Here is a 19341-nt window from a genome sequence, read left to right on the forward strand (position 1 = left end):
CGGTCAAGGTAAAGCCTTCAGCGAAGTCCACCCCCTTCGGTTTATTTCTTGCTTCCATTAATTATCAGGGACGAATTCTGGGCAAACAATTATGAAAACGCTTTAGTATATATGCAAAATAAAGCAATACCGAATCGTTTTCGACGGTCGAAAAAGAGGACCGCCCTGACGGACGGTCCTCATAGACGATTCGATTCATGGATTCTGCTTACGCCATTCAAGCGGTGTGGCTCCATTCGATTTAGTAAAGAACTCATAAAACCGACTGGAAGAGGTAAAGCCCACCTCGGCGGAGATCGATTCGATCGCCTTATCGGTTTGTCGCAACAGCCGTTTAGCCTCCATCAAACGAAGGTTGATGATATACTGCTTTGGCGAGACGCCGAAGGATTCCGAGAACTTCCTGCGAAGATTGCTTTCGGAAATAAAATGGCGAGCTGCGAGCTCGTTAACCGTAATCTGTGTATAATAGCTGCTATGAATTTCTTTTAATACCGCTTCCAATACGACCTCATCGGTACCTGCCGCCCTTATCGACGTTTCCCTGTTACGCTGGAATATCAGCAAGGTTGTCTCAAAGGCAATCCGCATCATGTTGTAGGCATCGATGTCTTGCCTCTTGGAATTCCATTCTTTCTCCAGCTGATAAAAACTGATTTCCGCCCACCGCATATCATCTTCGTGAAGATGGGCGCTCCGGATCCGATGTGGTTTGGACTCTATGTCATGAAAGAGGTATTGGCAATGGACCGGAAGCCTATCGTGGAAGAAATGAACGGATATCCCCTGCCAAGGCCTCGTACAAACGAAGCCGTGATGAAGCCGGGCGGGTATCAGGATAAGATCGCCGGCAGCTACCTTGATATTCTGTTCAGAAGAGCTGTAGTACCCTTCCCCTTCCAATACCAGCGTCAGCTCATCGTATTCATGGGCATGTGACTGGAAGAGGCCCTCTCCCTGCTCGGCCTGAAAGGTGTGAGGCTTAAAGCGCTCCATACTGATCACAAAGCTCTTTTCACTGTTTTCCATGTTCCATCCTCTTTCTTTGAGGCTTCTAATACGTAGTCCTTCTCTATTCATTCTAAGAAGTCCTCCGAGCCTGGTCAATAAATATCGAGGCCCCCTGGTTGTTCTAATGCTTATTCATGGATAAATAATTGAACGAGATCCAGCGTAACGGTTACCCCATGCGGCTAATCGAAGGGTCGGCGGTATACTAAAAACCCTTGATGAATCATCAAGGGTTTTCTTCTTGCGGAGCCGCGAACGAAATCGCTTCGCTATGAAATTCTCGAAGACGAATCAGCAGGGAATCTTAGCGCTGCAAAATGCCTCCAGCTCCTGACGAATGGCTTGGGGCGTGTCCAGACGAAGAATGCGTTCCGCCAGATCGCGGCATTCCGCTCGATCCAATCCTTCGAGCCTTTCCTTGATCGGGCTGAGCCTGCCAGCCTCCATGCTCCATTCGTCAAGGCCCAGACCGAGCAAGAGCGGTGCGGCCAATGGGTCGCCCGCCATGCTGCCGCACATGCCGGTCCATTTACCGGCCTTATGGGAAGCATCGATCACCGTCCGGATGAGCTGAAGCACGGCGGGATGGAAATAATCGTACAGGTGCGCTACGTGTTCGTTCATGCGATCCGCGGCAACCGTGTACTGAACGAGATCATTCGTACCGATGCTGAAGAAATCGACTTCGTCCGCGAAAAGTCCTGCCAACACGGCCGTGGAGGGAATCTCGACCATAATGCCGACTTCCATCTTCTCGTCGAACGGTACGCCCTCCTCCCTCAATTCACCCTGCACTTCCGCCAGGATGGATCTCGCCTGTCTCCATTCTTGCAAACCGGAGATCATCGGGAACATGACCTTCACCGCACCGAAGGCGCTGGCCCGCAGCACCGCCCGCAGCTGCGTGCGAAGCAGCTCCTGGCGGACAAGCCCTACCCGTATTGCACGGTAGCCCAGGAAGGGATTCGTTTCCTTTGGCAGCTGCAGGTACGGAAGCTCCTTATCTCCGCCGATGTCCATCGTGCGGATGATCACGGGGCGGCCCTCCATCAGCCGGGCCGCTTCCTGGTACGCACGGAACTGCTCCGCCTCGCCCGGCATGGCCGTGGCGTTCATGAACAGGAACTCCGTGCGGAACAGCCCCACGCCGTCCGCGCCCTGCCGGACGGCGGCCTCGGCTTCCGCGGCGCTGCCGATGTTCGCCGCGAGCTCCACGCGCGTACCGTCGGCGGTCACCGCCGGACGCGCAGTGTATTCCTCGAGCGACTGCCTGCGCTCGAGGTCCTGCTGCATGCGGAGCTGATGCTGCTCCGCCTCCGCCGCTTCCGGCCGGGCGATGCACAGCCCGGCTGATCCGTCGAGGACGAGCAGATCGCCGTCCTCGATGCCGTCAATCCCGTCTCCCGCGCCGACGACAGCGGCAATGCCGAGCGACCGCGCGAGAATCGCAGTATGCGAGGTTGCTCCCCCGGTACGGGTGATAAAGCCGACCACCAAGGCAGGGTCCAGCTGCACCGTATCCGAAGGCGTCAAATCGTCGGCAACGAGAATCACCGGCTCGGTGATTCCGGCAAGTCCCTGCGATTGTCCAGGCGACAGACAGGCGAGAAGACGGCCGCCGATATCGCGGATGTCGGTTGCGCGCTCCTTCATATAATCATTGCTCATGCCTTCAAACATGGAGGCGACTTGGTTGACAACCTCGGCAACGGCCCTCGGGGCCGTCTCCAATTTTTCCCGGATCCGCGCCTCCATCTTCGGGTAGAAAGCCGGATCGTCCAGCAGCTTTCGGTGTCCCGCAAGAATGCCCGCTTGCTCTTCGCCTACCGCTTCCTTCGCTTTCTCAATCAGCTTCTCCATTTGCTCGGCGCAGCCCGCTTTGGCTTCGCGAAGCTTATGAAGCTCGTCTTGGACCGCTGCCGAGGTATCGGGAATATAATTCCCTTCGGGGCTGCTTTCGCCGCTGGCCCCCACCGAAGATTTGTAGATATAGGCCTTTGCAATCCGGATACCCTCCGATACGCCGATTCCTTGAATATCCAGCCTATTCATCAGGCTTCACCAAACTTGCTTTCGACGAGCTGTATCAGGGCTTCGACGACTTCTTGTTCACCGTCTCCGTTTGCTTCGATGGTCACGACGGCTCCTTGTTCAATGCCAAGCGTCATCAGCTCCAGCATGCTCTTGCCATCCGCCGAGCGACCTTCGTTTGTCTTCAGACGAACCTCTCCTCCAAATTGTCCTGCTTTTTCCGAGAATAGCTGAGCCGGACGTACATGAAAGCCCTGCTCATTCTGTATGGTTACCGTTTGTGTGAACATGTCTTTCCTCCTCATCCTGTAACCGCCAGCCCGGGGCTGTTACTTACTGAAACGTAAATTTGCGGTTTCTCTGTTGTTTCCTGCCGTTCATCCGCTCGACCCTTGTCAGGCCAGTAAGGTTATCCGGCCTTTATACGCCTCGACCAGCGCTTGGTTGTGCTCATCGGAGCCGTCGATATTTCCGCTAAGAAATACAGGGGGGTTAAAGCCTTGTTCAATCATAATCTCAATGGATTCGGCGAACAGGGCGTTCAAAATCAAGGCTCCGATCACTGTCGAGCTCGGGGTAAAGGGGACCTGAAGGCCGGGATGGCTCAATACCGCATCGCCCTTGACCGAGAAATTGTCGATCACCAGATCCGCGGCATCCGCCAGATGCTTGCCGCTGCTGTGCCGGGACGGCATGCTTTTGGAATATTCCAGTGAGGTAATGCCTACGGTGAAGGCCCCCTTCTCCTTCGCCATCAAAGCGACATCCACGGGAACCGGATTGCGGCCCGAGGTGGACAGGACGAATACGACCTCTCCCTTGCGGATGTCCTGGTTGCTCATGAATTCGACGGCAAGATCGTTTTGTCTTTCCAGCTCGGACGAACGTACCGCGCCTTCATGCAGCATCAGCTTCTCTATGAGAATCGGACGGATCGGTACGAGTCCGCCTGCCCGGTAGAAGACTTCCTCGGTCAATATATGCGAATGCCCGCAGCCGAACAGATGAATAATGCCGCCCTGCTGAATACAGGCCGCCACCTTTTCCGCCGCTTCACGGATCGACTTGGCCTGCTCCGCTCGTACTTTGTCAAACAACCCGCCAATCACATCAAAATAGGTGTCCATCATCATCGCTTTCACCTCGTGGTTCCTGTATTTGTATAGATTTCTGTTTTTCTTCGTCGAGTGAACGGGTTCATATCGCTTTTTTCGCCCGGAGTACCATGTCGGCCATGACTTCCAGGCTTCGCTCGATAATCCGCTCTCCCTTCTCCCTCGTTGCCAACGTTGCATCCCCAAGCACCGCGGAAGCCGTCATTTCCTCCCAGGGTGTAGGCGTGAAGTCCGCTTCAATCGGGATCTGCGGAGCGCCGTCGATCGCCTTGCTCATGTCCACGTATTCGCCCGCGAGATAAAGCATGTAGGACGTCTCGATTTCATCGGCATGCATGTAGCTGCCATGAGCGGCCGAAGCCTCGCGTACTTCCGCCGTGATTTCCTTCGTGCCTGGATAAAAGAAGTAGAACACTTTCAATTCGGGTACCCGTTCGTATAAAATTCTCGCCGCTTCCTTCATCGCTACCGCATTGCCGAGATGGCCGTTGACCATGATGAATAGGCGGAATCCCTGATGATATATACTCTCGCCGATATCGGCAAGCAGCCGGATGAGCGCTTCGTTCGACACGTTGATGCTTCCCGGAAAATTGCGCAGACTCCACACTTGACCATAAGGAAGGGTCGGCAGAACGAAGCTGTCCGTCCGTTCCGCCAATTTGTCCGCGAGCCTGGACGCAAGCAGGTTATCCGTGCCCAGCGGCAGATGGGGACCATGCGCTTCAACGGCCCCGATTGGAAGTATGGCCGCGCCGAGTTTGCGGATTTTCTCCTCCACCTCAACCGAATTCTCGAGTTCGAATTTCATGACGCTAAGCACCCCTTACTTTTTGAATGAGAAGCAGTTGGCCGGATTGCTTACGAAAAATTTCTCCACCAGCTTCCGGCCGTCAAAGCCGCTGCGATTCGCCTCATCTACAAAGCGCGGCACCCATTTGGAAATAATGTACTCCAGCCCGAGACCGTAATCGTAATGCTTGTAGTAGGTTTTACGGGCGGTATCTCCGCTGATGAGAATCTGATCCTCATAGCCTTTACGGACAAGCTCCAGAATTAGCGAGATGCGGGTGCTTTCCGGCGCATACTTGATTTTGCCGATACCGTCAAAGCTCATGTAGGCTCCGGTTGCGGCGATTTGCTCATGGTAATACGGGTCGGGGTTCCGGTCCATATGCCCTAAACTCAAGTAGGATAGATCCACGCCTTCGCTCTTTAGGAGTTCGATTTGCTCCAGCGCCATGGTGCCGACTTCCGTATGGGAGTGGATGGGGGCTTTTGTTTCGTGATGAGCGCGGGCTACAGCGCGCAGCGTCTTCTCCTCCAGCGGCGTGATGCGGTTATAGCCTGTCCCGAATTTAACCTGGCCTGCTTTGAATGGCGTGCCCTCCAGCCCTTCTTCCACCTCCCGGATGACGAAATCCGCCAGCTCGTTGATGCTTTTGGCCTCGATCCACTGCGCATAACTCTCATAATCGCCGATCAGCGGCTTCAGCTCCTCTTTGATTTTGGCATCCCACAGGAAGCTTTTATTGAAGCCCGCCGTTCCTACAATGCGAATGCCGGTTTCAAGCGCGATTTCCTGCACCGCTTGAACATCCCGTCCATAATCGACGGCTGTAGCATCCACGATGGAGCATCCGCCGTGTTGTTTGAAATCCAGAACGTCGCGCTTGGACTTCTCTTTATCATCCAGCAGCAAATCGTCCACTCCCCGTTCCTGCCAGTAGGCCGGACGGCATACGATATGTTCATGGGAATACGTAAAGCCCAATTCCTCTTTGCTGATATCTCCATGCAAGGTACGGATAAAGCCCATATCGTTTCTCCTCCACTCTCTATAAAATAAGAACCTGACCGATTCACAAAAGTGCATGTTCAAAAAAGCCGGCTTTTCTCAACGCCTTAGACCGCTTTCTGATCTATCTCGTGATCCAAAGCCGACTTTTTTGTTTAACCTCTAAAAGAACAGTTTCGCCAGGAAGTGCAGAATCGGTCCGATGATGAACATGTCGGAATCGGCTGCCCACATGGCCGTATCCGGCACCGTCGAGGCGATGAAGAAGCGGACCATCAGGAACTGACCCCAAGCGACTACGGTTGACGTGATGAAGCCGCCGATAACGGCACCGCGGACACCGCCTGTCGAGTTCCCGAACACCCCTGCCGTAGCGCCGTGGAAGAATAGAACGATCATCGTCGGCACGAAGATGTAAGAAACGGTGTTGCCCAGTACGAGCAGCCAGATAATCGCGCCACCGAAAGCTCCCAGGAAGCCAAGCACCACCGCATTCGGTGCGTAAGGGTATACGACTGGCGCATCCAGTGCCGGTTTGGCGCCTGGTACGAGTTTGGTAGCAATCCCGTTGAAGGCCGGCACCAGCTCGCCGACAAACATCCGGACCCCCATCAGAACGATGGCGATTCCGCCTGCGAACGTAAACGATTGGATAATGGAATAGATGATAAAGTTCTGGTCACCCGATTGTTTCATCAGTTCTGCCGCAGCCGGCGTGCCCTTCGTCGAGAGAATAATGGCCCCGATCAGGAATAACACGCCCATGCTGAGCGCCGTGATGACGTTGGAATCGCGAAGAAATTCGAAGCCCTTCGGTACTTTGATTTTCTCGGAATCGTTGTTTTTGTTGCCGAGCAATTTGCCGAACAAGGCAGCCAATAGCGCAACCGAAGCCGACGTGTGTCCAAGCGCAATGTTATCGTTGCCCGTGATTTTACGCAGGAACGGCTGAACCAGCGCCGGCTGGAACGTCCAGTACACCCCGAGAACCACGGCGATCATCAGTACCAGCTTCCAGATCGGAATTCCGCTGGACGCATGGACGATGACGCCCGCAAAAACGGTCGACGTCCAGAACATCATGTGCCCGGTCAGATAAATAAATTTAAACCGGGTGAAGCGTGCCAGCAGAACGTTGATCAGAAAGCCGATGAGCATGGCAAGCGTAACGGCGCTGCCGAATTTGGAATTGAATGCCTCCTGCCCCATAAAGGCACCGAGGGATCCGCTTTCCAATCCGAAGACTTCTTTCCACATCGGCTCGAATACGTTCAAGGCTTTTACGATAACGTCAGAGCCTGCGCCGATGATGAGGAAGCCGATGATCGCTTTAAAGGTGCCGCTTACGAGCTGACTCGTTGATTTCTTCTGCAGCAGCAGGCCGATCAGAACGATAAACCCGAGCAGAATGGCCGGCGTTCCAAAAATGTTGGTAGCGATCCAAAAAAGTACGTCCATAAGCCCTCTTCCTTTCTAATGGTTTACAGCACTTCTTCCAGCTTCTGTTTGATCTCGTCGTTGTCAAAATAGTTGTTGACGATAACGACCTTGGCTTCATGCCCTTGCAGGCTTTGTGCCAGCTCGTTGCTTGTAATGATATAATCGGCTGCGGTTCCCGATGCCGTCGAAACGTCCGTGTGCTCCACATCGGCGTTTACTCCCATGCCGTTCAGCACATTCTCCACATTCATTCTCAGAATCAAGCTGGTTCCTTGTCCTAAACCGCATACGCATAAAATTTTCATTGTTCGTTCCCCCTAATTAGTTGTTGGATTGACTCTACATCCGATGCCTGCTTGAATCGTTCCACGTTGTCCGGATTGCTGAGCAATGTCGTCAGCTTGCGCAGCATGGCGATGTGCTCCGAGCTTGAGGAGCCGCCAAGCGCGAATACAAGCTGGACCGGATCATTAGCGGCATGGCCAAAAACGACGGGTGTCTTCAATCGAAGCAGCGAGACGGAGGCTTCCCTCACCCCGTCCTCCGCACGGGCATGCGGTAGGGCGATGTGCGGCGCAAGAACAAAGTACGGCCCTTTGTCACGATACGATTCCACCATGGCATCGGCATAACGTTCTTCCGCCGCTCCGGCATTCGCCAGCAGCGCCCCTGCCAAACGGATCGCTTCTTCCGCCGTCTCGGCCTCAACATCCAAGGCAATTAGTGACGGTTCCAAAAATTTCATTCTCATCTCTCCCAAATCCGGTATTCTGTTCGGTGCTAAGGACCGGTTTGTAATTGTTGAAGTATCTGTTCTTTTGTCCTGGCCTCTTTCAGTCGGATCAGGTTTTCCTTATCTCTCAGCAGGAGCGTCAGCTCCGACAGTGCTTTCAGGTGGGATTCGCCGTCAATCGCCGCCAGGACCAGAATGATCTGCACCTGATGGCGCGCTTCCTCCGAGAAGGCGACGGGCTGCTCCAGCCGGAGCAGACTGATCCCAAGCCGCCGGACTCCATCCTGCGGCTTGCCGTGCGCGATGGCGATGCCAGGTGCTACGACAATGTAAGGGCCGAGCGCTTCCACTTTGGAGATCATCGCATCAATGTAAGCTTCTTCGATGCGTCCATCCTTCAACAGCGGTTCGGAGGCTTCGCGTATGGCGCTCCGCCAATCTGCCGCTTCTCTTTTCATCCGAATCATTTGCCCGGTGAGCAGATCCGTCAGAGATGGCTTGCGGGCCTCGCTAAGCCAAGTTTTCCCTAAGGACATGTAGCGGTTAAGCTCCTCCGTAAGTCCGGCTTCATCCCTTACCGCCGCGTATTTATGGACGATGTCCAGCAGCGCTTGAACCGTGTTGGCCTGGGTTCTTGATTTGCGTCCGGAAACCATGTTGATCTGGTTCAGCAAATGCTCTTTATCCTTATCGCTCAGAATCGGATTCACCAGGAGAACGGGCACTTTGCTGTCCGGGAGCGGTACCGTCGAGAATATAAAATCAACATCTTCTTCGCGAAACGACTCATAATCGCGGAGCGACAATACGGCTGTGATGTCCACTGCCGAGAACAGGTTCTCCAGCTGCGATTTCAGCATCCGCGATGCGGAAATGCCGTTCACGCAGACGATGGCGGCCTGCCTCCTTACGGCCGGCTTCGTATTCTCTCTGCGCAGCCAACCGCCGAAATGCATCGCGAGGTATCCGATCTCGTGATCGTCAAGTTTACGTCCAACCAACTGCTCGAACGGTGCGGCGGAACGGCGGGTAAGCTCGAATACTTCCCCGTACTTGGAACGGATATTTTCGAGCAGCGGATTTTCCAGGCTGAGACCATACAAGATCCGGTAATAAGCCGGTTTCAAGTGGACCAGCAGATTCTCCTCCATGGCTTCCCGGTTCGGCAGAAATACGCAGGCATAACGTTGAAAATGGTCGGTCATCTCCGTCGTCACGTTCCGAAGCTGCTTCAGCACTTCTTCGGACCCCGTCATCTGTTCCATCCGATTGACTCTCGCCCCCAGCAGATGCATCGCGAAGTAGCAGACTTCATCATCCGGAACGGAAACGCCGAACATTTGCCCGAGACCTTCCGCAATGCGCGCGGCAGCTTCATACTCTGGCGTCCTTCGCAGAACGCTTCGTTCATCATCGTCGATCGAGACCCATTGCGCGGTTTGAATCCGTCTTACATACAACAGGAAGCGGGCGGTCAGATGAAATAGCATCTCATCCGTCAAATCTACGCCCAGCGTGATCTCGCTATCCGAGATCAGGCGATAGACCTGCTCCAAACCTCCTTCTTCCATAGGCGGAAACAGGAGTGGGGCAAGATCGGGAATTCCCGATTCCGGGTTCAAGTTGAATGCCTGTTCCCAGCCCGCATGACCGAAAATCTGCCCGAAGTAATGGCTCAGCGTCTTCCGCTTGTCACGCTCCTCCCCGTGCACGCCGTAGCCCCGCTTACGGTCGTAGGTTACCTTGAGTTTTATGGACTTCATCTCCGAACGGACCATGTTCAAATCCTTGAGCACGGTTCCGCGGCTAACCTGCAGAAGTTCGGTAAGATGGTGAACGAAGAGCGGACTCTCCGCCGACAATAGGTAAAGCGACATCCAGGCCAGCCTTTCGCGCGGAGACAAATAGTACTGCTGTGCATGGGGCTTTTCACTCAACTTCGGAAGCCCCGCCCGGCTTTCTTCAGGCAAATAGTAGCCTGCTGTCCTGACATATTGGACCGATGGAAGATGAACCGCTTTCAACCAATCGTTTATTTTTTCCATATCATAGTAAACGGTTCGTCTGGAGATGCCGAGCTTCTGCATCAGTTCTTCCAGCGATACATAATCGGCTGCCTCATGGAGCAGCGTCAATATCTTGGTACTGCGTTCATCCAGAATACGGCATCAACTCCTTTGCCGTTAGTTTCGTGCTTTTTGCAATTTGATTATACCTATAGGCCATTGTTGAAGGACAGTTCAATTCATGGAGCCCGATTTGTGCAAAAATGTACTCTAGTGAAAGGGGCAAAAAAAAAAACAGGCCCCATGGCCTGTGTAAGATATGGTTCAACTTCGCAACTGCCCTGTTCACCGTGCCATGGCAAAAAAACGCATCCTTTCATTCGGCACGATTAGTTATCACGAACCGGTCATCGTGTGGTGTTTTGCGGATCGATCCCTAAGAATCTGTCTGATCCGCCGGCGTCATAATTGGCAAGGTGACGATGAAGGTCGCTCCTTGACCAGGCTCGCTTTCCACCCGGATATCGCCTTGATGAAGCGATACGATCAGTTTGACTATGGCAAGTCCCATGCCGCTGCCCTCAAATTTACGACTGCGGGAACGGTCGGTTTTGAAGAAACGCTCGAATATACGCTTCTGATCCTCAAGCGAAATACCTATGCCCGCGTCGGATATTCGAACGGTCACGTGGTTCATGTCTTGTTTGACGCTGACGTGAATCACGCCGGCATCCTTTGAGAATTTGATGCTGTTGCCAATGATGTTCGTCCATACCTGGTTTAATTGATCATGATCGGCCGTAACTTTAACGGCCTGCAAATCAAGCTCAAACTGAATGCTGCGGGCGGCCCATTGCGGCTGGAGCGCCACGATGACCCGTCGGATCTGTTCATCCAAGCTGAGCGTGCTGAGCCCCAGCTGCTGTGACTGGGATTCAAGCAAACTCAGCTTGAGCAGGCTGTCGCTCATTTTGGACATCCGCTTCGCTTCAGCGATGATAATGTCCAGATAACGTCTTCGCTCGTCATCCGAGAGATCTACCTGCTTCAGCGCCTGAGCGTACCCGGATATCGAGGTGAGCGGCGATTGCACCTCGTGCGACACGTTCGTTACGAATTCCCTGCGCATCTGCTCCAGCTGCTGCAGCTCGTGCATCATGTCTTCAAAGCTGCGAGCCAGCGTACCCAGCTCGCTTGTTTGCTTAATATTCAGCTTGACGCTAAAATCTCCGACTGCAATGCGGCGGGTCGCTTTTGTCAGCTTTTTGATCGGCCTTACCAAGTAGATGGAGGCAATCAGGATCAATAAGCTCCCTGTAATCAACGAACTGGTAGCAAAGATCGATCCCCATTTGACGACAAAAGAGGTAGAAGGAGGGGCGAGCATTTCCAGGAACATCGCCTTCGTTCCCGTTTCCGTTTTCAACGGCAGCCCTAAAAGAACCGTAGCAATGCCTTTCTGCGTGTCTTGAACAACGCCTCCCTCGATTACCTCCTTTAGTTTATCCATCGTTACTTCAGCAGGTTTGTGTCCGTTAAGCTTGCCGTAAGCCTTGTACTGGCCCGTCGCTTCGTAGATGCGGATATAATAGGAATCGAGCTGCTTCATTTCACGAACGAACAAGTCGGCTTCAAGTAACGGAAGTGTCTTGTAAATCCGGACGACATCTTGACCGAAGTTGCGTAAGTTGATTTGCGCGTTCTCGTTCAATTGTTCCTTGAACATCCAAGTAGACATAAAAAACGAAAGGACCGTGCCCCCGATAACGGACACTAGAAACGTCAGGACTACTCGAATATATAAGGATCTGATCATTCATAGACCTCAAGCCGGTACCCCAGCCCGCGCACCGTTTCGATCCGGAAATCCGGCGTCGTTGCGAACCTTTCGCGAAGACGTTTAATATGTACATCCACCGTTCGGTCATCTCCCGCGTAATCGATTCCCCAAATCTGATCGATCAGCTGCTCGCGTGTATAGACTTGTCCAGGTGTTCCAGCCAGCTTGTACAGCAATTCGAACTCTTTGAGCGGCAGCGTGAGCGTCTCCGGCCCGCTGCTCACCTTATAGGTCTGCCTGTCGAGAATGACGTTGCCGAACTGGATCGTCTGCGTGGAGCCGATCCGATATCGTTTCAGCAATGCCTTAACGCGGACCGTCAACTCCAACGGATCGAATGGTTTCGTTAAATAATCGTCCGTCCCCAGCTCGAAACCCTTTACTTTTTCCCACGTTTCGCCTCTCGCCGTCAGCATAAGCAGCGGCAAATCCGGATTGGCTCTTCGAAGCTCCTTGCATAACGTCCAGCCATCCATCATCGGCATCATAATATCAAGGACGACAAGATCGACGGGCGTCGAGCCATAGACGCTGAGCGCTTCCTTGCCGTCAGCTGCCTCGACCGTGGTGAATCCGTCATTGCGTAGAAATAAACAGACGAGCTCGCGAATGTTCGCATCGTCGTCAGCAACCAGTATAGTAGGCATCGGTTCCCTCTTTCCTTCATTTCCATCCCCTATTGTGTAATAACTATATACTATTATAAATACAAGGATTATGGGAAATGGTTCAAATGGCGCGGCAATTGTGCGTCTATTTTGCATTCTAGCCTAAGCTATTATAGGCCGCATATTTCGCACGGCCTCTGCCGGTACCTAAGTTTAATCAAGGAAGATGAACTGCCAGTGACATCCATATGAACGGAACATGAACGAACCAAAAAGAAATTCACATCGATTCGTTGCGATAGAACCCTTTGAGCGCTTCATATTCGGTTTGGGTAATAGGCAGGATGGAGCCGTGACGTTTTTTAAGGCTGCCGAAGTCGTATTCTCTCGGTTCAGGTTTCCTCCAGCATGCTCCCGTCGGATCGCCGATGTCGGTTGTCAGGATGGGCATATATCCACTGCCGGTTGCGTACTGGTCAACCAACAGCCCCCACTTTTCTTCGCCGTTAAATTTGAAAAACTCTGGACCCTCGACGTCCTTTCCCGTAAGCGCAAGTCCAAGCGACTCCAACGTCGAAATGACTTTCCATTCTCCCATCAGGCGGTCGCTCGACTCGATGGTAATCTGCCCGTCGCCGGAAGCCCGATAATACTTGCCGCTGGCCTTAATGATCGTCGTGTCGATAATCGCACGGTTTTCCCCGCGGGTAATATAAGGCTCGGCCGGCGTAAACGTGCGGAAATCCTGCGTTCTGCTGCAGTAAATATGGTGTCCGCGTCCATCGCCGTCATGAGCGTCCCGGCTGGAAGCCCAGAATACCAGATAATCGCCATTTTCCTCGTCAAAGATCGCTTCAGGCGCCCACGCGCAGCCCGCTTCCTCCGGAGCGGCTTCAACCAAGCGCGGCTCCGACCAGTTCACCAAATCAGGCGATTCCCAAATGACGAGTGACCGGCTGCCGGTAACCGTCGCCTGAGCATGCTCCCAGCCGCCGCGATGGTAAATGCTAAGGTCGGTGGCAAGCAAATAAAAGCAGCTGCCGTCCGCGCTTCGAAGCAAATAGGGATCGCGTGCCCCGCGCTCTCCGACGGTTGATCGCAAGACCGGCTGTTTCTGATTCAGATCCTGCCAATGCATGCCGTCCTTGCTCAGGGCGAAATAGATTTGCTCGCCGTCCTCATGATCACCGATAAAATGAACGAACAAATAACCGTATAATGAATTCGTAAGCTCTCGATGGTTCATGAAAATAATCCTCCGTCTGATTCATATTGGCAATGCTCCCGATTAACGCTCCCGGCGAGTATGCCATTTAACTTCCTTTATATCAGTCATGCAATCGATCCGTAAACCGCAAAAATTGATCGTTACAACGATTTCTGATTCATTATCTGAACAATTGCCGTGGTTTTAGAAAACGTTTAGCTCTAAGCCATGATAATTACGAATGGTCATCACCCGAAAAGTGAAAACGGGCAGCGCTTATACAGCACCCCCCCGTTTAGCAAGCCTAAGCTTGCGATTCCTGTACTTCCGTAACGGCTGCGAGAAACGCGAGAACGTGTCCCTCTCCCCCATACTTGTGCCCACTTTCGGTCGATGCCGAGATCTCCTATGATGCCATTAGGTCTGTTCAGAAATATGATCTCTGTACTCCCTTAAATATGGCATCTTATAACACCACATCCTCGAGAGCTTGGTAATCAAACCAATCAAAGTGTGCCGGCGAGACGGATCGAACGCCGTTGCCTGTGGCATACATGGCGATGAGCACGCCCGTAAACCCGCCGGCTACCTCCGTAGCCAACATGGCACATTCGCCTTCACCGAACCAACAAGGCTCCTGACCACCGCCGGCAAATCCGAACGCATACTTCTCTTTGTCGGCTTGAATGGTGAGCACAACCGAATCCGAAGACCAAGGGGCCTCGCTTTCGACTTTCCACAAGCTTCCGATCCTTCTGCGGAAGATCATCTTTCGGCAACCATCGATTCGGATCACAGCCAACTCGTAGTGGAACCGCTCGTTCATAAACACGGTTAATCCAGCTTCTTCGCCGTCCTGCTGCGGCGCGAAAGTCAAATGCACTGAAGCCTTCATGTTAAAATGCTGCTGCCTTCTTCCGAGGAAGGCAGCAGCACCGTCATTCAACGTTGCCGCTGAACCGTTCAATGTCAGGCAGCTCTCCTTCTCGGTCAGGGACCCATGGTCCGGATGCGGTGATCGAAGGAAATTCCAATATGGCGCGAGCTCCGAGTCTACAAAATCATCTCTTACAGGGGGGCTCGTCACGCGTTGTAATCGAAGGTTCCCTGATGGCATCGTCTCATGAACGACGCCGTTCTCTCCAATAACAGGCCATCCGTCCCCTGTCCAGGATACAGGGGCGAGAAACGTTTCTCTGCCGAGATGATGACGCTGAGGATAACCGACGGGCCGAATGCCGAGGAAGACCGCCCACCAGCTACCGTCGGGGGCTTGAACCAGATCCGCATGGCCTGTAGCTTGAATCGGCTTTAACAGACTCCGATGAGTCAGGATTGGATTGTGCGGACAGCTCTCAAACGGACCTTCCGGCCGCTTGCTTCTGGCCACGGTCACCATGTGTCCGTATTCGGTTCCTCCTTCGGAAATAAGCAGGTAATACCACGCTCCAACCCGATACAGGTGTGGGGCCTCCGGATATTGCCCGCCCGTTCCGTTCCATAATAAACGGACCTCGGAGAGCTTCTGTCCAGTTTCAATATCAATCCGGCTTTGATAGATCCCCTGGTTCCACGATGTTGTATAATAAACCGTTCCATCCTCGTCAAAAAACAAATCGGGGTCAATCCCGGGATGGTCAACGAATACCGGATCGGACCAAGCCCCGCTAGGATCCTCAGAGGTTACATAAAAATTCCCTCCTCCCGAAACATTGGTTGTGGTCATGTAGAACATGCCTTGATAAAAACGGATGGTTGGAGCATATATCCCTGTCGAGGTGCCTGCATTTCGAAGATCCAATTGCTCCTTCCGAGTCAAGCAATGGCCGATCTGTGTCCAATGCACAAGATCATTGCTGTGAAAAAGAGGAACTCCCGGATAATATCCAAAGGAACTCGTTACAAGATAATAATCGCCGCCGACCCTGCAGACACTGGGATCGGGATGAAAGCCGCTAATCACAGGATTTTGGTATGTCATTTCCACAATGGATTCTCCTTATTTGTTTCATTGAACTTTCTCCATGGTTTACTTCACTGCTCCGATCGTAATCCCTTTAACGAAGTACTTCTGAAAGAACGGATATGCGATCAGAATCGGCAATACCCCTATAGCAGCAATTGCCATACGTACGGTCGTGCTTGGCAATTCCATGATGGCTTGCCCTGCGCCCGTGCTGGCAAGGTTGCTGTTGCTCGTAAGAAACTGGATATCCGTCATCATTTTATTCAGAATCGTTTGGATGCCAAACAATCTCGTGTCCGTTAAATAGATCAATCCATTGAACCAGTCGTTCCAATATGCGATGGCTTGAAACAGCCCGATGGTTGCCATGATAGGAAGCGACAGCGGAAGAACGATCCGGTAAAATGTTTTAATTTCACTTGCCCCGTCGATGCTGGCCGCTTCGAGCAAGGCTGAAGGAATGGAAGTCATGAAGAAGGTCCGTACCAGAAGAACGTTAAAACCGTTCATGAGCAGCCCCGGTATGAGCAGCCCAAACAGCGTGTTCTTGATGTCGAAGAGCTGCGTATAGACCATATAAGTTGGAACCAGCCCGCCGTTGAACAACATCGTAAAGAATACGAAAAAAGTCCAAAAGTTCTTTAAAGGCATGTCGTGGCGGGACAACGGATAAGCCAGCATGGAACTGATCGCCAAACTGACTGCCGTACCGACGACGGTGATGAGAACCGTGATTCCATAGGCCCTTCCAAGCTCCCCGACATGCGTCCACAAATAATGGTAGGCATCCAAACTTAACTCCGTTGGAAAAAAGGAGTAGCCGTTCTGGATAATGCTTGCTTCGCTGCTCAGCGAAGATACGATCAGCAAAGCAAATGGGATCAAACATGCCGCCGCAAACAATCCTAGGATCACATGGGCGGACCACTGTAACAATTTGCTTTCATAAGCCATATTGTATTGCACCTCTATTCTCGGTCTAGAACAACGCGTTCTCCCTATTGAATTTACGCACGATATAGTTGGCACTCAGAACAAGTACGAACCCGACAATGGATTGGTAGACGCCCGCTGCCGAAGCCATGCCGATATCCCCCATGATCATCAAACTTCGGTACACGTACGTATCGATCACGTTCGTTGTATCGTTGAGCATGCCTGAATTCATCGGCACCTGATAAAATAATCCAAAATCGGAATAGAACATCCGGCCGATGCTCAGAAGCGTAAGCATAACAATCACCGGCGTAATCAACGGAATCGTAATCGACTGAATTTGCCTCCATTTCGAGGCCCCGTCCAATCTTGCCGCCTCATAATACTCGGGATCGATGCTGATAATGGAAGCCAGGAAGATAATACAGGAGAAACCGACGCTCTTCCAAAGCTGGACCACCGTCAAGATCACCGGCCAATATTTCGGCTCGGTATACCACGAAATGCTCTCGATTCCAAATAGGGGAAGTATGGTCTTATTCATGAAACCCGTTTCTAAACTAAGAGCCGCATATACCAAGTAGCCGACCACAACAAAAGAAATAAGATGCGGCAGCACAATGACGCTCTGGTAGAAACGCGACAGCACCTTGACTCTGATCTCGTTCAGCAAGATGGCGACGGCAATGGAAAGCACGGTGCCAATCACAATGAAGGCGGCATTATATAAAATCGTATTCCGCGTGATGATAAAGGCGTCTGTCGTTTTGAATAAATATTCGAAGTTTTTAAAGCCGATCCAGTCGCTTTCAAAAATTCCAGCCGAGAAATTTATATTTTTAAAAGCAATAAACATGCCGAACATAGGAGCATAATTGTTGATGATGAGATAAGCGATTCCCGGGAGCATTAGGAGATATAGAGGCGTGTATTTCCTGAACCGTTTCAGCCCGCTCCGTCTGGTCATAGGTGCACAACCCTTCTTTAATAAATTACCGCATGAAAGTGACAATCCGATCGGCATCGACTGCCGATCGGATCGCACCGTCGCTTATTGTACTCCGTTTCCGCTAGCCCACTCGTCAAGCTGTTTTTGTTTTTCCTCGATAATTTTTTGAATACCGGCATTTTCAAGCTTATTGAGGAATTCAGGCAGTGCCTTCTCCACATCCAGGATTCCGCTCTCCAATGCTCTCCGGTATTGCTCAAGCACGCTATTGCAGGCGGCTACTTCATTCTTTACGGGTTCGGAATCGAATGAAAATCCGAGTGCTTTCGATTTGGCCGCCGACTTATTAAACTCGTCCATCTGCTCATAAATGCCAGGGTCGTCTCCCTCGAACACATAGGTAAGAAACTGATTCCCGTGCATCCAGCCATAATTTTTGTATCCAACGTTATCGCTTGTGACGCCGTCAGGATATCGGATCATATTGTCTTGTCCTTCGACTTTGACATAATGCTTGCCCTCGATGCCCCAAACCATTAAATTGACAATCTCTTTATCGGTATATAGCAGATTCATGAACTGCAGTGCTTTCTCAGGGTTTTCCGAATTGGAGGTGACACCGACGGCAACGTTCGTGACCGTATCCGTCTTGGCGACAGGCTGCAAGGTACGAACGGCGGTCATTTCCATACCGACGTTCCGGCTTTCCTGGACTTCAAATCCCGGCTTCATCGCGGACATCCATCCAGCAGCCTTTCCATTACTGACCAGCACGTTTGTAGACTCAGGGCTGGTCGCGGCATCTTTCATTAAATATCCCGCGAGATACCACTCCCGAAGCTTCTTCAGAATGTGCTCATATTCTTCTGAAGCGAACAAGTTAACGACTTTCAAATCGTCAAGACCGTTGTTCAGCAAGACCCCCAGATTATTGCCGAGCGGGTCATGTATGGCATAGGTGCTCATAATCGAACCATTCGACAAGTTGGCCGCTCCGGCCATGCCCGGTTCGTTCTCTTTAATGATCTTGAAAATGTTCTCGAAATCATCGAAAGTCTGAACTTGACCCAGATCGATGTTATGTTTATCCACCAAATCCTTTCGCATGACAAAACCATAATCCTGCGCTAAGTCCCTTATGCTTGGCACACCGTAACTTACGCCCCCCACTTTGGTTGCATTGTAATAGTCGGTGCCAAGGACGTCGATAATTCCCTGAGCATTTTTCTCCATGATATTTCCGATCGGATAAAGTACGCCCTTGGCCACTTGAGTACTGTAGTTTCCGAGCATCGCAATCATATCCAGCTTTTCTCCGCTCGACATCATCAAATTCACTTGATTGGCGAATGCGCTGTTGCTGATGGGCAGCAGCTTTACTGTCACATTGATTTTTTCTTTGGCAATCTTGTTGATTTCATCCTGAACGAGCTGGATGTCGGCCGGTACGCTGTCAAAGGTCGGGTATGCATAAACCACTTCATAAGGAGCATCGGATGCACCAGAGGAAGCCGCGCCGTCATCTTTTGAGCCTGCTGCGGAATTTCCTTTCGAATCATTCCCCCCGCAGGCCGATACCATGACCATCAAAGCCAGCAACAGACTAAACCATCCCCACTTTTTCTTCATATCCATCCCCCGTACTGTTTTTTATGGATTCGGATCATTCCGAGCCTGTTTTCATTGTACGGGCCACCATGT

17 protein-coding genes are annotated in these 19341 nt (G+C 52.0%); all 17 read right to left on the bottom strand.

What is annotated here, in order from left to right:
* Positions 1-195: 195 nt before the first annotated feature.
* The gene (locus HMPREF9412_RS18610) at positions 196-1029 is read right to left on the bottom strand and encodes a helix-turn-helix domain-containing protein (RefSeq protein ID WP_009593239.1); all 834 of its coding nucleotides are present in this window, start codon (positions 1027-1029) and stop codon (positions 196-198) included.
* A gap of 273 nt (positions 1030-1302) precedes the next feature.
* Positions 1303-3063, bottom strand: coding sequence for a phosphoenolpyruvate--protein phosphotransferase (gene ptsP / locus HMPREF9412_RS18615; protein WP_009593294.1), 1761 nt, complete (start codon positions 3061-3063; stop codon positions 1303-1305).
* Positions 3063-3332 (bottom strand): HPr family phosphocarrier protein, encoded by a 270-nt coding sequence (locus tag HMPREF9412_RS18620; RefSeq protein WP_009593276.1) that lies wholly within the window; start codon positions 3330-3332, stop codon positions 3063-3065. The genes ptsP and HMPREF9412_RS18620 overlap by 1 nt, the downstream gene beginning before the upstream one ends.
* A 105-nt stretch (positions 3333-3437) precedes the next feature.
* On the bottom strand, positions 3438-4172 hold the full coding sequence (locus HMPREF9412_RS18625) for an SIS domain-containing protein (protein ID WP_036672721.1): 735 nt from the start codon (positions 4170-4172) through the stop codon (positions 3438-3440).
* 67 nt (positions 4173-4239) lie between these two features.
* The gene (locus HMPREF9412_RS18630; protein WP_009593215.1) at positions 4240-4968 is read right to left on the bottom strand and encodes a creatininase family protein; all 729 of its coding nucleotides are present in this window, start codon (positions 4966-4968) and stop codon (positions 4240-4242) included.
* Between the two features lie 15 nt (positions 4969-4983).
* Positions 4984-5976 (bottom strand): phosphotriesterase family protein, encoded by a 993-nt coding sequence (locus tag HMPREF9412_RS18635; RefSeq protein ID WP_009593218.1) that lies wholly within the window; start codon positions 5974-5976, stop codon positions 4984-4986.
* 141 nt (positions 5977-6117) lie between these two features.
* Complete coding sequence (locus HMPREF9412_RS18640; RefSeq protein ID WP_009593268.1) at positions 6118-7413, bottom strand: PTS ascorbate transporter subunit IIC; 1296 nt, start codon at positions 7411-7413, stop codon at positions 6118-6120.
* Positions 7414-7436: 23 nt separating this feature from the next.
* Positions 7437-7700, bottom strand: a complete 264-nt coding sequence (locus tag HMPREF9412_RS18645) for a PTS sugar transporter subunit IIB (protein ID WP_009593269.1) — start codon at positions 7698-7700, stop codon at positions 7437-7439.
* Positions 7697-8140, bottom strand: coding sequence for a PTS sugar transporter subunit IIA (locus HMPREF9412_RS18650; RefSeq protein ID WP_009593208.1), 444 nt, complete (start codon positions 8138-8140; stop codon positions 7697-7699). The genes HMPREF9412_RS18645 and HMPREF9412_RS18650 overlap by 4 nt, the downstream gene beginning before the upstream one ends.
* A 35-nt stretch (positions 8141-8175) precedes the next feature.
* Positions 8176-10290, bottom strand: a complete 2115-nt coding sequence (locus HMPREF9412_RS18655) for a transcription antiterminator (protein WP_368072385.1) — start codon at positions 10288-10290, stop codon at positions 8176-8178.
* Between the two features lie 280 nt (positions 10291-10570).
* Entirely contained in the window at positions 10571-11950 is a 1380-nt protein-coding gene (locus HMPREF9412_RS18660; RefSeq protein ID WP_009593263.1) for a sensor histidine kinase, read from the bottom strand.
* The gene (locus tag HMPREF9412_RS18665; protein WP_009593251.1) at positions 11947-12621 is read right to left on the bottom strand and encodes a response regulator transcription factor; all 675 of its coding nucleotides are present in this window, start codon (positions 12619-12621) and stop codon (positions 11947-11949) included. Before HMPREF9412_RS18665 ends, HMPREF9412_RS18660 begins: the two co-directional genes overlap by 4 nt.
* 241 nt (positions 12622-12862) lie before the next feature.
* Positions 12863-13828 (bottom strand): glycoside hydrolase family 43 protein, encoded by a 966-nt coding sequence (locus tag HMPREF9412_RS18670; protein ID WP_009593272.1) that lies wholly within the window; start codon positions 13826-13828, stop codon positions 12863-12865.
* A gap of 427 nt (positions 13829-14255) precedes the next feature.
* Positions 14256-15770: a glycoside hydrolase family 43 protein gene (locus HMPREF9412_RS18675; protein WP_036672723.1), complete on the bottom strand. Its 1515-nt coding sequence runs from the start codon at positions 15768-15770 to the stop codon at positions 14256-14258.
* 48 nt (positions 15771-15818) lie between these two features.
* A complete protein-coding gene (locus HMPREF9412_RS18680; RefSeq protein WP_009593243.1) occupies positions 15819-16709 on the bottom strand; it encodes a carbohydrate ABC transporter permease in 891 nt (296 codons plus the stop codon).
* Between the two features lie 25 nt (positions 16710-16734).
* Positions 16735-17658, bottom strand: coding sequence for an ABC transporter permease (locus HMPREF9412_RS18685; protein ID WP_009593292.1), 924 nt, complete (start codon positions 17656-17658; stop codon positions 16735-16737).
* Positions 17659-17742: 84 nt separating this feature from the next.
* Entirely contained in the window at positions 17743-19269 is a 1527-nt protein-coding gene (locus HMPREF9412_RS18690; RefSeq protein WP_009593266.1) for an ABC transporter substrate-binding protein, read from the bottom strand.
* Positions 19270-19341: the final 72 nt, after the last annotated feature.

Origin of the sequence: Paenibacillus sp. HGF5 (genome assembly GCF_000204455.1) — a bacterium.
Lineage (GTDB): Bacteria > Bacillota > Bacilli > Paenibacillales > Paenibacillaceae > Paenibacillus_AQ > Paenibacillus_AQ lautus_A.

Coding starts and splice junctions, on each gene's coding strand:
- HMPREF9412_RS18610 (WP_009593239.1), bottom strand. CDS start 1,029: ATGGAAAACAGTGAAAAGAGCTTTGTGATCAGTATGGAGCGCTTTAAG.
- ptsP (WP_009593294.1), bottom strand. CDS start 3,063: ATGAATAGGCTGGATATTCAAGGAATCGGCGTATCGGAGGGTATCCGG.
- HMPREF9412_RS18620 (WP_009593276.1), bottom strand. CDS start 3,332: ATGTTCACACAAACGGTAACCATACAGAATGAGCAGGGCTTTCATGTA.
- HMPREF9412_RS18625 (WP_036672721.1), bottom strand. CDS start 4,172: ATGATGGACACCTATTTTGATGTGATTGGCGGGTTGTTTGACAAAGTA.
- HMPREF9412_RS18630 (WP_009593215.1), bottom strand. CDS start 4,968: ATGAAATTCGAACTCGAGAATTCGGTTGAGGTGGAGGAGAAAATCCGC.
- HMPREF9412_RS18635 (WP_009593218.1), bottom strand. CDS start 5,976: ATGGGCTTTATCCGTACCTTGCATGGAGATATCAGCAAAGAGGAATTG.
- HMPREF9412_RS18640 (WP_009593268.1), bottom strand. CDS start 7,413: ATGGACGTACTTTTTTGGATCGCTACCAACATTTTTGGAACGCCGGCC.
- HMPREF9412_RS18645 (WP_009593269.1), bottom strand. CDS start 7,700: ATGAAAATTTTATGCGTATGCGGTTTAGGACAAGGAACCAGCTTGATT.
- HMPREF9412_RS18650 (WP_009593208.1), bottom strand. CDS start 8,140: ATGAAATTTTTGGAACCGTCACTAATTGCCTTGGATGTTGAGGCCGAG.
- HMPREF9412_RS18660 (WP_009593263.1), bottom strand. CDS start 11,950: ATGATCAGATCCTTATATATTCGAGTAGTCCTGACGTTTCTAGTGTCC.
- HMPREF9412_RS18665 (WP_009593251.1), bottom strand. CDS start 12,621: ATGCCTACTATACTGGTTGCTGACGACGATGCGAACATTCGCGAGCTC.
- HMPREF9412_RS18670 (WP_009593272.1), bottom strand. CDS start 13,828: ATGAACCATCGAGAGCTTACGAATTCATTATACGGTTATTTGTTCGTT.
- HMPREF9412_RS18675 (WP_036672723.1), bottom strand. CDS start 15,770: ATGACATACCAAAATCCTGTGATTAGCGGCTTTCATCCCGATCCCAGT.
- HMPREF9412_RS18680 (WP_009593243.1), bottom strand. CDS start 16,709: ATGGCTTATGAAAGCAAATTGTTACAGTGGTCCGCCCATGTGATCCTA.
- HMPREF9412_RS18685 (WP_009593292.1), bottom strand. CDS start 17,658: ATGACCAGACGGAGCGGGCTGAAACGGTTCAGGAAATACACGCCTCTA.
- HMPREF9412_RS18690 (WP_009593266.1), bottom strand. CDS start 19,269: ATGAAGAAAAAGTGGGGATGGTTTAGTCTGTTGCTGGCTTTGATGGTC.